General features: G+C 48.9%; 15 protein-coding genes and 1 riboswitch. Of the genes, 7 read left to right on the forward strand and 8 right to left on the reverse strand.

Annotation, left to right across the window (positions count from 1 at the left end):
• Positions 1–44 precede the first annotated feature (44 nt).
• Positions 45–220: riboswitch (Lysine riboswitch) on the forward strand.
• Positions 221–336: 116 nt separating this feature from the next.
• From dapA to R3P39_RS12595, 5 genes are all read left to right on the forward strand, one after another.
• Positions 337–1,221 (forward strand): 4-hydroxy-tetrahydrodipicolinate synthase, encoded by an 885-nt coding sequence (gene dapA, locus R3P39_RS12575; RefSeq protein ID WP_336567871.1) that lies wholly within the window; start codon positions 337–339, stop codon positions 1,219–1,221.
• A gap of 10 nt (positions 1,222–1,231) precedes the next feature.
• On the forward strand, positions 1,232–1,972 hold the full coding sequence (locus tag R3P39_RS12580; RefSeq protein WP_336567873.1) for a 2,3,4,5-tetrahydropyridine-2,6-dicarboxylate N-succinyltransferase: 741 nt from the start codon (positions 1,232–1,234) through the stop codon (positions 1,970–1,972).
• On the forward strand, positions 1,972–3,177 hold the full coding sequence (locus R3P39_RS12585; RefSeq protein WP_336567874.1) for a PLP-dependent decarboxylase: 1,206 nt from the start codon (positions 1,972–1,974) through the stop codon (positions 3,175–3,177). The genes R3P39_RS12580 and R3P39_RS12585 overlap by 1 nt, the downstream gene beginning before the upstream one ends.
• A 2-nt stretch (positions 3,178–3,179) precedes the next feature.
• A complete protein-coding gene (locus R3P39_RS12590) occupies positions 3,180–4,292 on the forward strand; it encodes a succinylglutamate desuccinylase/aspartoacylase family protein (protein WP_336567875.1) in 1,113 nt (370 codons plus the stop codon).
• 180 nt (positions 4,293–4,472) lie between these two features.
• Positions 4,473–5,483, forward strand: a complete 1,011-nt coding sequence (locus R3P39_RS12595; protein WP_442962053.1) for a phospholipase A — start codon at positions 4,473–4,475, stop codon at positions 5,481–5,483.
• Positions 5,484–5,526: 43 nt separating this feature from the next.
• On the opposite strand, the gene R3P39_RS12600 is transcribed toward R3P39_RS12595, so the two are convergent.
• On the reverse strand, positions 5,527–6,426 hold the full coding sequence (locus R3P39_RS12600; RefSeq protein WP_336569315.1) for a bifunctional GNAT family N-acetyltransferase/hotdog fold thioesterase: 900 nt from the start codon (positions 6,424–6,426) through the stop codon (positions 5,527–5,529).
• A 174-nt stretch (positions 6,427–6,600) separates the two neighbouring features.
• Between R3P39_RS12600 and R3P39_RS12605 the strand changes: the two genes are divergently transcribed.
• Complete coding sequence (locus tag R3P39_RS12605; RefSeq protein ID WP_336567876.1) at positions 6,601–7,290, forward strand: spermidine synthase; 690 nt, start codon at positions 6,601–6,603, stop codon at positions 7,288–7,290.
• A gap of 11 nt (positions 7,291–7,301) precedes the next feature.
• Here the strand turns inward: R3P39_RS12605 and dtd are convergent, their stop codons facing one another.
• From dtd to R3P39_RS12620, 3 genes are all read right to left on the reverse strand, one after another.
• A complete protein-coding gene (gene dtd, locus R3P39_RS12610; protein WP_336567878.1) occupies positions 7,302–7,739 on the reverse strand; it encodes a D-aminoacyl-tRNA deacylase in 438 nt (145 codons plus the stop codon).
• 18 nt (positions 7,740–7,757) lie between these two features.
• Positions 7,758–8,699, reverse strand: coding sequence for an alpha/beta fold hydrolase (locus R3P39_RS12615; protein ID WP_336567880.1), 942 nt, complete (start codon positions 8,697–8,699; stop codon positions 7,758–7,760).
• 70 nt (positions 8,700–8,769) lie between these two features.
• Complete coding sequence (locus R3P39_RS12620; protein WP_336567881.1) at positions 8,770–9,717, reverse strand: virulence factor BrkB family protein; 948 nt, start codon at positions 9,715–9,717, stop codon at positions 8,770–8,772.
• Positions 9,718–9,856: 139 nt separating this feature from the next.
• Here R3P39_RS12620 and R3P39_RS12625 point away from each other — a divergent pair, with 139 nt between their 5' ends.
• On the forward strand, positions 9,857–10,504 hold the full coding sequence (locus tag R3P39_RS12625) for a DUF2959 domain-containing protein (RefSeq protein ID WP_336567883.1): 648 nt from the start codon (positions 9,857–9,859) through the stop codon (positions 10,502–10,504).
• A gap of 48 nt (positions 10,505–10,552) precedes the next feature.
• Here the strand turns inward: R3P39_RS12625 and R3P39_RS12630 are convergent, their stop codons facing one another.
• The 4 genes from R3P39_RS12630 to R3P39_RS12645 are packed head-to-tail and all read right to left on the reverse strand — an operon-like array spanning position 10,553 to position 13,867.
• Complete coding sequence (locus tag R3P39_RS12630; protein ID WP_336567884.1) at positions 10,553–11,209, reverse strand: CoA transferase subunit B; 657 nt, start codon at positions 11,207–11,209, stop codon at positions 10,553–10,555.
• Entirely contained in the window at positions 11,209–11,913 is a 705-nt protein-coding gene (locus R3P39_RS12635) for a CoA transferase subunit A (protein ID WP_336567885.1), read from the reverse strand. Before R3P39_RS12635 ends, R3P39_RS12630 begins: the two co-directional genes overlap by 1 nt.
• A gap of 8 nt (positions 11,914–11,921) precedes the next feature.
• Complete coding sequence (locus R3P39_RS12640; RefSeq protein ID WP_336567886.1) at positions 11,922–12,677, reverse strand: 3-hydroxybutyrate dehydrogenase; 756 nt, start codon at positions 12,675–12,677, stop codon at positions 11,922–11,924.
• Between the two features lie 14 nt (positions 12,678–12,691).
• Complete coding sequence (locus tag R3P39_RS12645) at positions 12,692–13,867, reverse strand: E22 family MetX-like putative esterase (RefSeq protein WP_336567887.1); 1,176 nt, start codon at positions 13,865–13,867, stop codon at positions 12,692–12,694.

Here is a 13,867-nt window from a genome sequence, read left to right on the forward strand (position 1 = left end):
GCGTTCACCCTATTTGCATAGTTTGTAGCCATGGCTGCAAACTTAGGGCTGGAAGAGGTGCGTTATTCAGGTAACTAAGTGAAGGAGAGCAAACTCCGTTGCAACTTAGTGAGGGGAATAAACGCCGAGAGATTAGTTAATTTGCGATGACTAATTTCGGGCGACTGGGCTGAATCCCAGCGACTGTCACCAACACATTTGGTGGAGAGCTTCTGGTCTTAAAAAAATAAGGCCCGTTGCCTTATCGATTTTTAAGTCCATTGCTCTTCGAATTTTAACGGTTCGAAGTTTGGACATACCCGCCTAAACTCCGAACATGATTTAAGTTCGGTAGAGATGAAATCACAATTCAACTTATCTGACTATCCGTTATGGACGGCTTTAGTAACGCCTTTTGACGCGCAGGATCAGGTCGATTATGACGCCTTAGCGCAACTGGTGCGCGAACAACAAGACGCTGGTAACGGTATTTTGTTACTCGGCAGTACTGGCGAGGGCTTAGCATTAAGCCAAGCAGAACAACAAGGTATCGTCGAGTTTGTCTGCCAGCAACCCCATACCACTCCCCTAATGGTGGCCGTAGGTGGTAGCAACCTTGAGCAACAGCTTGCTTGGGTAGAGTTTTGTAACCAGCAACCCATTGACGCCTTATTACTGGGCTCGCCGATTTACGCCAAACCCGGTCAAGTCGGTCTTACACACTGGTTTACCACACTGCTAGATGCCAGTGACAACCCTTGCATGATCTACAATGTTCCAGGGCGCAGCGCCGTAGCCATTGCTCCTAAGGTGCTGGCGGGACTTGCCCAGCACCCTAACCTTTGGGCACTAAAAGAAGCCAGTGGTGATATTGCTGCGTTTGAGGCATTTCGCCAAGCCGCCCCAAAGGTGCAGATATACAGTGGCGATGATGCCTTAATGCCTTATTTTGCCCAAGCCGGTGCCGCAGGGCTGGTTTCAGTTGCCGCGAACGCTTGGCCACAACAAACCGCTGAATACGTTAGACGCGCTTTAACCGGTACTTCGGTAAACTTGTTTACCATCTGGTCTGAGGCGGCAAGCAGCTTGTTTGCAGTAGCCAACCCCATCCCAATCAAAGTTTTGTTGCATCTACAGGGGAAGTTGGCCAGTCCTAACCTGCGTCCACCATTGACCCATTTAGAACTCCCAGAGACCGCCGCGCTGAGCCGCGCAAATGAATCAATTTTAGCTTGGAATTAAGGTAGTAAAGATGAGCTGGTTAACTCTTTTAGATAATTTAGAATCAGGAACCGTGCGTGCAGCAACGCAAGATGAGCATGGTCAATGGCACGCCAATATCACCGTAAAAGAAGGCATCTTGGAAGCCTTCCGCAATGGCGTCAATACCGAGTACCCCGGCGGTTTCGTCGATAAAGATAACCTTGCTCCGCAAGGCTTTGCAGCCGATGCTGGCGTGCGCATGGTGCCAGGCGGTAGCAGTGTTAGACGCGGTGCCTATGTCGCACCAGGAACCATTATTATGCCTCCCGCCTACGTCAATATCGGTGCCTACATCGATGCCGGTACTATGGTGGACAGCCATGCCTTGGTAGGCTCTTGCGCACAGATTGGTAAGAATGTGCACCTCAGTGCTGCCGTACAAGTAGGTGGCGTATTGGAGCCCATTGGTGCCAGCCCGGTTGTGGTGGAAGACGATGCCTTTATCGGTGCCGGCTGTGTGTTAGTCGAAGGCGTGGTGGTGAAACGCGGTGCCGTGTTAGCTCCAGGGGTACGCTTGTCGGCGAGCATTCCCGTTTATGACTGCGTGAATGAGCGGATGCTGGATAAGCTCGAAGCGATCCCAGAGAACGCCATTGTCATCCCTGGCTCCCGCCCTGCCTCCAGTGACTGGGCAAAAGCCCAAGGGCTGAGCATGTCCTGTGCATTAATTGTTAAGTATCGCGACCAACAAAGTGACGCATCGCTGGAGCTTGAAGAGGTGCTGCGCTAATGAGCTGGTTGAGCACGCCGCAGCGCGCAATCGCTGAGTCACTGGTACAGCAACAAAGCACTGCGTTTTTTTGCTATGACTTAGATCAGCTAGCGCAGCACGTAGAGCCATTATTGCAGCAAGATGTGGTCAAACTTTGGTACGCGGTTAAAGCCAACCCGCTATCTCATATTATTCAAACCCTAGATAAAGCGGGGTTTAATTTTGATGTTGCTTCAACAGGTGAGCTAGAGCAAGTCTTAGCACAAGATGTTAGTGCCAGCCGCGTGCTCAACACCGGGCCGGCAAAATCGCTGGCACAGATCCGCACTTTTGCCGCAAAGGGAGTGCGCGTCTTCGTCGCTGAAAGCCATAATCAGGTGCACTGGCTTAATCAAGTGGCCAGTGAATACGATACCCAATTCACCGTTTTACTGCGAGTGCAATTACGCTTTGATAAAGCAGAAGAGAACCCATTGGGTGGTAACACCTTAACGCCCTTTGGCCTTGGCTGTGAGCAGTGGCAATCCTTAACGTTAAGTGAGTTTCGTCATCTTGATGTTGCCGGATTACACATCTTTCAATGGGGCAATATGCTTTGCAGCGATACTTTGGCTTCGCTGTGGCAAGCCATGGTGGAGCCCTTGTTAGCACTTGCAGAAGCCCTAGGGATGCGACTGCGCCTCCTTGACCTTGGCGGTGGCTTAGGCATTCCTTATCAGCAAGCGGATAGCGCCATTGTCTGGCCCAAGCTGGTTGATGCCCTTGCAAGCATCAAAGCAGCAACTCAGGTCGATGAGCTGTGGATGGAGTTAGGCCGTTTCGCGGTGGGCGAGTGTGGCTTTTACTGCAACCCAGTGGTAGAGCAGAAACAAAATTATGATGCCCTACAGTTGATCATGGCAGGCGGTGTTAATCACCTGCTCCGCCCTGTCGTTACCGGGCAAGCGTTCCCAGCAGAGTTACTGCGTCAGTCTAGCGCTGAGCCCGTAACATTTCACGTCCATGGTCCGCTTTGCACCGCGCTGGATAAACTCGGTGAATTCTCATTGCCAAGAGATTGCAATGAGCACGACTGGCTGGTGTTTAGTCAATGTGGCGCCTACGGTTACACCGAAAGCATGCCCTTTTTTCTTTGCCATGAGCTGCCGGGGGAATACGTCATTCGCAATGGTGAAGTGATCTGTGCCCGGCCTGCAGAGCCGGCGATGAACTATTTGAGGTAATCATGAACACCATTACACAGCAAAACATTCAGGTTGGAGAAATAGCTAATGGCCTGCCTTTAAGCATTCCCGTGTACCGTCTGCAGGGCAATGGTCAAGGGCCAAAGGTGTACATTCAGGCCAATATGCATGGCGCTGAAGTTCAAGGAAACGCGGTGATTTATCAATTACTGGAGCGCCTTAAACACTTGCCGTTACAAGCCGACATTACCCTAGTGCCCTATGCCAACCCCATTGGCTGTAATCAAAAATCGGGAGAGTTCACTCTCGGTCGTTTCGATCCCATTACAGGCACCAATTGGAATCGTATGTATGTCGATCATAGCGCTATTGCCACCGAGTTCGCCGCGCAACATCCTGATCTTGCCGTCGCCGACATCAAACAGCAATTTCGGGCCCAATTGATCGCGCGTAACCAGCAACAACTCGATGCCGCTGCAAACCGCGTCAATACTGGTAAGCGCATTGCCCTAAACTTACAGCAACTGGCTCATGAAGCCGATATTGTGTTGGATCTCCATACCGGTCCAATTTCAGCTAAGCACCTGTATTGCCCAGAGTACGCCAAACACAGTGCTCGCTACTTTAACATTCCCCATGTGTTATTAATTCCCAGTGACTTTGATGGCGCCATGGATGAAGCGAGTTTTTGCCCATGGTGGCAACTGCAACAAGCCTACGCCGAGATTGGCCGTGAGATCCCGGTAATGACCGAGGCATTTACGGTTGAGTTGGGCTCGCAAGAGAAGATCGATCTTGATGAAGCGCTCAATGATGCTAACAGTATCCTAAGCTACCTCAGTTACAAAGAAGCGTTTACCGAGTCGCTTTATCAACCACAAGAAATGACCCGCTATGCTTGCTTACTGGAGAACTACCGCGCCTTTTATGCCCCCATGGGCGGCATGGTGGAGTACTCGGTGAAACCAGGAGAGCAAGTGCAAGCAGGGCAAACCATCGCAAAAATTCTGCGCATGGAACGCTATTTATCAGAAGCACCGCTTAACCACATCAGTTTGGATGAAGATGCCATTGCGATCCTGCATTTTGCCTCAGCCAGCGTCAATCAAGGCACTGAGCTTTATAAATTTTTTACTAAGGTCGAGACCTTATAAACAGTATTGCGTGAGAGTAAGTCGAACCTATTAGGTGATAACTTACTAAGGTGGGGCGGCAGTTGCCGCCAGCCTTTTTTCCTTTTTCTCTCATGCCAGCGCTGATTCATTTGGCTTTCAGTCTGATTGCGTAATAATGTAATCAATTGTATGCAATCAACGGCGCTTAAAAGGATCCCCATGAGACCATTTGCTTTCTCTACGCTCGCACTAATGACACTGCCTCTAACGAGTTTAGCGGCACAGGATGACATCGACCTAGTAAAACAATGCGTGCTCAATGCCGTATTAACCGCAGACAAAAACACCACTATAGAACAAGTACGAACAGAGTGTGCCAAAGCGGCGCCGGAGAAGAACTTCAGTCAGCTGGACAAGCGCATGGCGCGGGAGCGCGTCACCGAGCAAAACCGCAACGTGTTAACGCCGCATAAGCGTAATTATATCTTGCCCGTCTCTTACATGACCAACGTCAATTCCCGCCCGTTTGATGGTTTAAAAGCCATTGATGACGAACGTGGTGAGCCCATTGATAACTTTGAAGCCAAGTACCAAATTTCTTTAAAGGCACCGATTTACCATAGTTTTTCCGATAAAGATCAAGCCGTCTATTTTGCCTTTACTCTGCAGTCTTATTGGCAGCTTTATAATAAAGATGTGTCCTCGCCGTTTCGTGAAACCAACTATGAGCCAGAAATTTTTTGGATTAACTTTTTAGACGATGAAAACGTGCTTTGGGGTGATGAGATGGCGTTTGTGCTGGGGATGTCACACCAGTCTAATGGCCGCAGTCAACCTAACTCCCGTTCCTGGAACCGCATTTACGCTAACTTTATCTGGGAAAACAATGGCTTTGTATTTAGTTTTAAACCTTGGTATCGGATCCCAGAAGACCCGAAAGAAGACGTGCTAGACCCTCGCGGTGACGATAACCCTAATATTGACGAATACCTTGGACATTTTGAGCTGCGCGGTGCGTATCGCTACGAAGAACATGAATTTGGTTTTATGTGGCGCAATAACTTGCGCAGTGACAACCGTGGCGCGCTGCAGCTGGACTGGTCATTCCCAATTTGGGGGAGATTACGCGGCTATGCGCAATACTTTAATGGTTACGGCGAGAGCCTCATAGACTACGATAGTCACACTCAGCGCTTAGGTGTTGGCGTGCTGTTAACGGATATTTTGTAAATGCCAGCACAGCGCTAATTTCGTAGCGCTGTGCAATACAAGTTTATTGCGGTTTGACTACCACAAACTGGCCATCAAATTTGGCCACTAATTTATCGCCATCAAAGACACTCACTGGCACGCGATATTTGGCCTTACCGTCGTTATTGAGCGCCCTCAGGTCGCCCTCACAGTCGGCAATGGTCACAGTCGCAGCCGGTGCGGTAGTGAGAGGCTTTAGGTATTTGATGTTGGCATCCGCCAAGACGATATCCCCCTCAAGCCCTAACTCTTTCAGTGCCAAATACGTTGCCCCCCAACCGGTTAAGGTGGCCATACTGTAAATAGAGCCTGCAAACATAGAGTTGTGCAGATTTAAGTTGGCTTTTAGGTCTGCTTTAGTGGAAAACTGCCAATCGGTATAGCTTTGTACTTTAATGCCCATGGCATCACTGATCGGAATTGACTCACGCCAGGTGTTTTGTAGCACTTGAGTCCAGTCTGGTTGACGAAACCACCCCGGCTCGGTTGGGCGCTGCTTAACCATTTTCCAATGCTGCACATCGCCATAAGCAAGGTGGGCTTTTTCTACCACTTCGTAGCCATGACGCTCATAAAAAGACAAGGCACGCTCACGGGCAAAAAGCACGAGTTCTTGCGCCTGTTGTGTCCACGCAACAATCTCCAGTTCGTGCAGTAAACGACTACCCAAATGGTGACCTCGATGCCCTTCGGCCACCGCCATGTAACGGACTTGCGCCTGCTGGTGATCATTAAAGTGAAGCCGCGCAACGCCTAGCACTTCACCCTCATTATTTTTTATAAAGCGATGCTCAGCCTCTTGCTCCAAGTCATCTTGCTCGCTGCCGCGAGGCTGTTCCCATGGGGCTCTTAATACTTGCCACCGCAGTTGGTAGTAGGCTTGCCAATCTTCGCTGCTTTGTGGTGAAGATACCTCAAACATCACTGACTCCTGTTGTTTATTGCTTTTGTCGCGTTTAATGTCATCGCGCAATGGATACACCCTACAAGATAAGCTCAGTGTAGGGAATAAAACACGTTAAAACACTTATTCTTTAGTGTAAAAACTAGTGAACAAACTGGCATTCACATTATCCTCGTCTATGATGATGTAATCATGGGAGAATTTATTACTCACAGTGGCACTATTAGTAATGATTTTGTAGCTCAAAGCCACCAACTTGGTCACCTACTGTATTGGCATAAACAGGGCCCTAACAGTATCCAAGTAAGGCAAGAAAAATCACTGCGCTGGCTACTGATTAATGACACATTACAATCCGTTGTGGAGCTAAACCACCCGGAACACTTGCTATTTCCCCATTTAAAAGCATTTGCTCAGCGTTGGCAGCAGGTTGCGGCTCCCACCAGTGTACTTGAACTGGGGTTAGGTGCTGGCGCAATTCGCGACTATTTGGGTCACCTCTACCCCGAGTGCCACATCACCACCGTCGACAATAACCCCGATGTTATTCATTGTTACAAGCGCTATTTTGGCGGTGATCCTTTGTGTGATGTGAACTGTGTGGACGTCTTTAAAGCATTGCAAAACAATAAGCACTATGACTGGATTATTTTGGACCTGTTTAGCGAAATGGACCCTCCGCTGTTTCTATTTCAACATCGCTTTTATCGCTTATTGCGCGCCGCCATTAACGAGGGGGGGCGACTGTATATTAATTTCCTCAGCGATCATGAGTCGCAGCTCAAACAGCTGCAACATCTGTTAATCACTAACTTTGGTAAAAAGCCCAGGGTCGAGCCAATCGCTGACTACGCCAATATTCTTATTGAAGTCAAACGCTAGCCCGACTTGACCTAAATACTAAAATTAAACGTGACCGGACCGTCGTTCACTAAAGAGACCTTCATATCAGCGGCAAATTGCCCGGTGGCCACCCGCAGCCCCGAGGCCTTAGCCTGCTTTACAAAGTAATCGTATAGTTGCTCCGCCTGAGCCGGGGTGCCAGCACTGGAAAAGCTGGGCCGCATGCCCTTTTTAGTATCGGCTGCTAAGGTAAATTGAGAGACCACCAGCAGCTCACCATCGATGTCTTTGACGCTGAGGTTCATTTTGCCGTTGTCATCGCTAAAAATGCGATAGTTACTGACCTTGTGCAGCAGCTTGTCTGCGGTTTCTTCACTATCGGGCTTTTCGACCCCCAGCAACAACAAAATCCCTTGACCAATTTCGCCCACTATTTCGCCGTCCACAACCACCTGCGCTTGTGACACTCTTTGGATCAGCCCTTGCACCTTAACCCTCTTATTTTGCTAATGATTGAGTTTGCATAATAACAAGTCTGCCGCTCGCCTGATAGCCTCAGAATAGGCGGAATGGGCACTACAATGACCCACGGAGTTAAGTAATAATATTTGCGCTTCCATCGTCTTCGCTAGCTCGTAAACAGGGGCATAGCGACACATAAGATCATGACGACTGTGGATAAACCAGCAGGGTAAGCCACGTAATTTAGCGCCATTGCGGCTGATTTGCTGATCTGCAATAAAGCATTGATGAGTAAAGAAATGCACCATTTGCTGCGCTTTTCCTAGCTGTTTATCAGCTTTACCAATGCGCATATGCTCGGTGTCACTGCCCGACACAATGAGGTTATCCCATTCACACCACTGTTGAGCGGCCTTACGCGTAAGCAGATCATCGTGACTAAACAGCGCTTGTTGATAGCCTTGCAGAATTGATTTTACTCCCTTCATGCCTTGGCTAAACGCGTGGTAATGCTCTGGATAAAATTGCGCCGGCGCGCCATGGGGGCCATATAGCCACTCGAAGTCGTCGTCACAGGCTAAGAAGCTACACCAAAGGATCAGCCCCAATACTTTTTCCCGACTCTGCTGGGCATAAAGCAACGCCAAGGTGGCGCCCCAAGACTCCCCCGCTAACACAAATTGGCTAATGCCAATATGCTGAGTGAGTGTATCAATATCCCGTAATAGATGGGCAGTATCAATGTGCGCTAATGAGTGTGGAGTGGAATTACCGCAACCACGCTGACTAAATAAAATGATGCGGTATTTTTGCGGATTAAAGTAACCCAGAACCTGTCGGGAGTGACCTTGGCCGGGGCCTCCGTGCAAAACCAGCACGGCAACTCCAGCGGAGTTACCATACTCTTCGATTGCTAATTGGTGGCCATCGCCCACGGCTAAATGATATCGACGTAATGCTTCACCATGCTGATACAGTAGACTCATGCTGTCCCCCTTGTTGCAGAGCACGTGCTCTGCCGCCCCAGAGGTAAGCCATGGCAACCCTATTACTCGGTCACGCTGAGTCTTTCTCTGCCGGGCTGTTTATAGACTCATTTTGCGCTGACGCTGGCGCCTCTGGTGGATCAAATTTTGAATTGGTGTCTAACCCCGCGTCTTCCATATACTGGGTTATGCACACGGTAAATTCGGCTCCCAATAACACCACTATCCAAGATAAATACACCCAGACAAATAAAATGGGCACGGTAGCTAAGGCACCATAAATCACTTCGTATGACGGAAAGTGACTGATATACATGGCAAAGCCTTTTTTTGTCAGCTCAAACAATAATGCTGCAAAAAACGCCCCGGGTATGGCTGCACGAAACGAAACACTGGTGTTAGGCACTAAAGTATAGAGCATAACAAAGCCCACCATGGAAATAAGATAAGGCAATACACCTAAGATGGCACCACTAAAGCCGGGGATCCCCTTATCAGCGAACGATACCAAGGAGACAATATAAGAAGTCATACCAATGCTGGCCCCTAACAGCACTGGGCCCAATGTCAGCACCATCCAGTAAATAGCAAAAGAAATCATTAATGGCCGCTTTTTCTCAATCCGCCAAATGCGGTTTAAGGTGGCATCAACATTACGGATCAGCAACAGTGCAACCACCGCCAGAAAGCTCACGCCAACAGCAGTCATCTTGTTGGCATTGCCGGTAAAGGCGCTAATGTGCTCTTTGATGGTGTCAGTTGAAGTGGGTACAAAGTTGGTAAAGATAAAGTTTTCGATGGCGACTCGAGCATCCTCAAACCCAGGAAAAGCCGAGAAAATGGCCACCCCCACAGCGATTAATGGCACCAAAGAGAGCAGCGTCACATAGGCCAAATAGCCAGCATTCACCATGATCTGATCTTCACCGCAGCGTTTACTGTAATGCCGCCACCAGCTTGGTTGAGTTTGTAAAAAGCGCCATGCAACGGCTTTCATCTCGGCAATTCTATCCATCATATTCGTGCTTTTAATTCATTATTTACTTTACACATGATAACAATCCCACCCATAATTTATAGCGCTAAATCATTATAATGGTGGTCAATATCAGCGTTTGCCGCAAGTTTTGATCGCTTTTCTTCACACAGGAGCCGCTATGAAGAAACTCATTTTAAGCGCCGTGGTTTTACTCTTTATCACGGGTTGCCAAAGTGCCTACTATGCCACCATGGAAAAATTCGGTGTTCACAAACGCGAGATTTTGGTCGACAGAGTAGAAGAAACCAAAGAGTCACAACAAGCGTCACAGCAAGAGTTTCAGTCTGCGCTGGAGCGCTTAACCACCTTGATTAATTTTGACGGTGGCGAACTGCAAGAGGCGTATGAGCTGTTAAATGATGATTATCAAGCCAGTATGGCCGCAGCAGAGGCAGTTAGCAGCAATATTAACAAGGTTGAGGACGTTGCCAATGCCTTGTTTGATGAATGGGCAGATGAGCTAGAGCAATACTCCAGCGACAAGTTAAAGCGCCAAAGTGCCAGACAACTGAGTAGCACGCAGCGACAATTTGAACGCCTGCTACGATCCATGCGCAGCAGTGAAGCAAAAATGCAACCGGTCTTGGATTCTCTACAAGATAATGTGTTGTATCTTAAGCATAACTTAAATGCCCAAGCCATTAGCGCTATCAAAGGTGAGTTTACTGGCCTGAAACGCGATATCAGCGCGCTGATTGCCGATATGAACCGCTCCATTGAAGATTCTAATAAGTTTATCGCTGAAATGAATGCCAACCGTGGGTAATACAATAAGCGTGGTTGCCGATAGCAAGAGCTATCGGCGGCAGGTCTATTAAAACTGCATTTCTGGCACGCTCTCTGGGCATACCAGTTCACCTGCGGTTTTTGCTTGTATCTCCTCTACACTGACACCAGGGGCGCGCTCAAGCAAGTGAAAAGCGCCTTCTTTGACTTCTAACAATGCCAAGTCGGTGACGATTTTATTGATGCAGTTTACCCCTGTGAGGGGCAAAGTGCATTGTGATAATAGCTTAGACTCGCCGTGCTTATTGGCGTGGGTCATGGTACAGATAATGTTTTTCGCTCCGGCGACCAGATCCATCGCACCGCCCATGCCTTTCACCAGCTTTCCAGGGATCATCCAGCTGGCAATATTGCCTTGTTGATCGACCTCAAAGGCCCCTAATACAGTTAAATCAACGTGGCCGCCACGGATCATGGCAAAGCTTTCTGCCGAGCTAAATATCGCCGCCCCGGTGCGCGCCGTGACCGTTTCTTTACCGGCATTAATCATATCGGCATCGACTGTGCTGGCGGTGGGGTATTCTCCCATACCCAGTAAGCCATTTTCCGATTGCAGCATCACATCTATACCGCTAGGAACATAGTTGGCCACTAGTGTCGGTATCCCTATGCCTAAATTGACATAAAAGCCATCTTGCAACTCTTGCGCTACCCGCATTGCCATTTGCTCTCGCGTTAATGCCATTAGCCTTCCTCCCGAACAGTGCGTTTTTCAATGCGTTTTTCAAACTGACCTTGAATAACGCGGTCAACATAAATACCTGGAGTATGGATTTGGCTCGGCTCAAGCTCGCCAGGCTCAACAATGTGCTCCACTTCCACCACGGTAATTTTGCCTGCAGTGGCAGCCATGGGATTAAAATTCATTGCCGTATGGCGAAAAACGCAATTGCCATAACGGTCTGCTTTCCACGCTTTAATAATGGCAAAGTCGCCGGTAATGCTGGGCTCTAAAATATAGTCTCTGTCCGCAAAGCGTTTCACTTCTTTGCCTTCAGCCACTGGGGTGCCGACACCTGTGGCGGTATAAAAAGCAGGGATCCCGGCGCCACCGGCACGCATTTTCTCTGCCAATGTCCCTTGTGGGGTGAGTTCAACCGCTAACTCACCATTTAATAGCTGTTGTTCAAACAGGGCGTTTTCACCGACGTAGGAGGCCACCATCTTGCTGATCTGCTTATCTTCCAGCAAAATTCCTAAGCCAAAACCATCCACCCCGCAGTTGTTCGATACCACGGTTAAGTCGTTACACGCCATGCGTTTAATTTGTTGGATCAGCCCTTCAGGAATGCCACATAAGCCAAATCCACCGGCGATCACTGTCATGCCAGAACTCAGCCCTTTCATGGCCTCTTCGTAGCTGCTTACTACTTTATCAAATCCTGCCATACCGCCTCCTACTGCACTGTCCAACCACCATCCAGCACGATGGCTTGACCGGTGATATTGCGCGCTTCATTAGCTAATAAAAACTGCACCGCATGGGCAATTTCATCGAGTCCGATAAAGGCTTTTTTCGGCATTGGCGCCAACATAATATTGTTCACCACTTCGTCTTCACTGATCCCATGTTGCTTAGCTTGGGCGGCAATTTGCTGCTCTACTAGCGGGGTTTTCACGTAAGCCGGGCACACGGTATTGACGGTAATATCGGCATCGGCGGTTTCTAATGCTAGCACTTTTCCAAACCCCATCAGGCCGTGTTTTGCTGCGACATAAGCGGATTTGTATTTCGACGCCACCAAGGCATGAATCGAACCAATATTAACAATACGACCGCTGCCTGCACGGCGCATTTGTGGCAACACCGCTTTGCAAAGCATGGCGGGCCCGGTCAACATAACGTCTTGAAGCAGTTGCCATTTATCCTCGGGATAACTTTCTAACGCCTCAACATGCTGAACCCCAGCATTATTGATCAACACATCAATGTAGTTGTGCTCGGCCACAAAGCTGGCAATGGCTTGTTTATCTGCAATATTAAGACTAAACGCTTGTGCTTGACCGCCCAGCTGAGTGATATCCTTTGCCACTTGTTGTGCTTGCTCAAGGTTCAAATCCACCAATAGTAAGTTGTATTGCTGTTTACTCAGGGTTATCGCTAGGTGTCGACCAATGCCACTGGCCGCCCCGGTAATAAGTGCCGTTTTCATAGTTACCTCTGTGATTATTGCGCCAAAAACTGTTCAATGGTGTCAGCCTGACTGGCAATAGAAAAAATACCGTCTAGATGTCCCCAGATCCCCTCGATTTCCCTCACTTCTACGGCTTTACCTTTTTCTTTCAATGTCTTGGCCAATTGACGTACGGGCTCAGGGCGCAGTAAGAGATCGTTACTGGCTGGCATCAGTAATACTTTGGCTTGGATCTTATCCAGCGCCGCCGAGAAGTTCTCTTGCATTCCCGCAGTAAATAATTGCGATGCCCTCACCAAATATAAAACCGAGTTGGCGTCTTGCGTTTTCGCCCGAGCTAACGCCCGTGCCGCCAGTGTTTGGCTCAGCTTTGGTAAGGTGCGAATATCCTTGCGGGCGCCTTCATCGAGCACTTTGAAATTGGGGAAGCTGGCTTGGTAAATGGCCGGGTGCATAGCATCTTGGGTAATGTTCAACATGGTGGCACTCAGGCCTGCCAGTGGTCGCTCACCCTCGTAGTAATTGCCGCCATTCCAGTTCGGATCAAGACGAATGGGCAATGCCCACTTCTCTAATGCTGCCACAGTCCAAGCGTCCATTCTCGCAGCGCCAATTACATGCACTAACCGCTCAACGCGCTCGGGATAGCGTACCGCCCACTCCAGCGCTTGAAATGACCCCATTGAAGCGCCTATCACCGCATGCAGTTTCTCTACCCCTAAGCTATCAAGCAGTTGCTTTTGTACTTCAACGAAATCGCCAATGGTGACCACAGGGAAGTCTAAGCCATAGGGTTTACCGGTTTCTGGGTTGATGGATGCCGGGCCTGTGGTGATGACATCGGGATTATGCCAATTGGCATTGGCCAAGGTGTCGGAGCTAATAACAAAATACTTATTAGTATCAATGGCTTTACCTGGGCCAATAATGGCATCCCAATACCCCGCAGCAGGATCCGACTCGCGGTATTTACCCGCAGCATGAGAGGTGCCAGAGAAAAAGTGGGTGATCAAAATAACATTGCTTTTATCGGCATTTAGGGTGCCATAGCTTTCCCATCCGACTTTTACGTCTTTGATAGTAACGCCCGATTCGGTAGTAAAGCTCGGCATAGCGAAAGACTGCTTCTCCACCAGCATAGTGCTATTCGCTGCAACTAGATTAGCCCAGCTCAGCAGCAATAGCAGCAATAAAAAGACCCGTTTCAT

Origin of the sequence: Pseudoalteromonas sp. UG3-2 (genome assembly GCF_037120705.1) — a bacterium.
In the GTDB taxonomy this organism is placed as follows: domain Bacteria; phylum Pseudomonadota; class Gammaproteobacteria; order Enterobacterales; family Alteromonadaceae; genus Pseudoalteromonas.

Coding starts and splice junctions, on each gene's coding strand:
- R3P39_RS12580 (WP_336567873.1), top strand. CDS start 1,232: ATGAGCTGGTTAACTCTTTTAGATAATTTAGAATCAGGAACCGTGCGT.
- R3P39_RS12645 (WP_336567887.1), bottom strand. CDS start 13,867: ATGAAACGGGTCTTTTTATTGCTGCTATTGCTGCTGAGCTGGGCTAAT.
- R3P39_RS12590 (WP_336567875.1), top strand. CDS start 3,180: ATGAACACCATTACACAGCAAAACATTCAGGTTGGAGAAATAGCTAAT.
- R3P39_RS12595 (WP_442962053.1), top strand. CDS start 4,473: ATGAGACCATTTGCTTTCTCTACGCTCGCACTAATGACACTGCCTCTA.
- R3P39_RS12625 (WP_336567883.1), top strand. CDS start 9,857: ATGAAGAAACTCATTTTAAGCGCCGTGGTTTTACTCTTTATCACGGGT.
- dapA (WP_336567871.1), top strand. CDS start 337: ATGAAATCACAATTCAACTTATCTGACTATCCGTTATGGACGGCTTTA.
- R3P39_RS12605 (WP_336567876.1), top strand. CDS start 6,601: ATGGGAGAATTTATTACTCACAGTGGCACTATTAGTAATGATTTTGTA.
- R3P39_RS12615 (WP_336567880.1), bottom strand. CDS start 8,699: ATGAGTCTACTGTATCAGCATGGTGAAGCATTACGTCGATATCATTTA.
- R3P39_RS12600 (WP_336569315.1), bottom strand. CDS start 6,426: ATGTTTGAGGTATCTTCACCACAAAGCAGCGAAGATTGGCAAGCCTAC.
- R3P39_RS12585 (WP_336567874.1), top strand. CDS start 1,972: ATGAGCTGGTTGAGCACGCCGCAGCGCGCAATCGCTGAGTCACTGGTA.
- R3P39_RS12640 (WP_336567886.1), bottom strand. CDS start 12,677: ATGAAAACGGCACTTATTACCGGGGCGGCCAGTGGCATTGGTCGACAC.
- R3P39_RS12635 (WP_336567885.1), bottom strand. CDS start 11,913: ATGGCAGGATTTGATAAAGTAGTAAGCAGCTACGAAGAGGCCATGAAA.
- R3P39_RS12620 (WP_336567881.1), bottom strand. CDS start 9,717: ATGATGGATAGAATTGCCGAGATGAAAGCCGTTGCATGGCGCTTTTTA.
- R3P39_RS12630 (WP_336567884.1), bottom strand. CDS start 11,209: ATGGCATTAACGCGAGAGCAAATGGCAATGCGGGTAGCGCAAGAGTTG.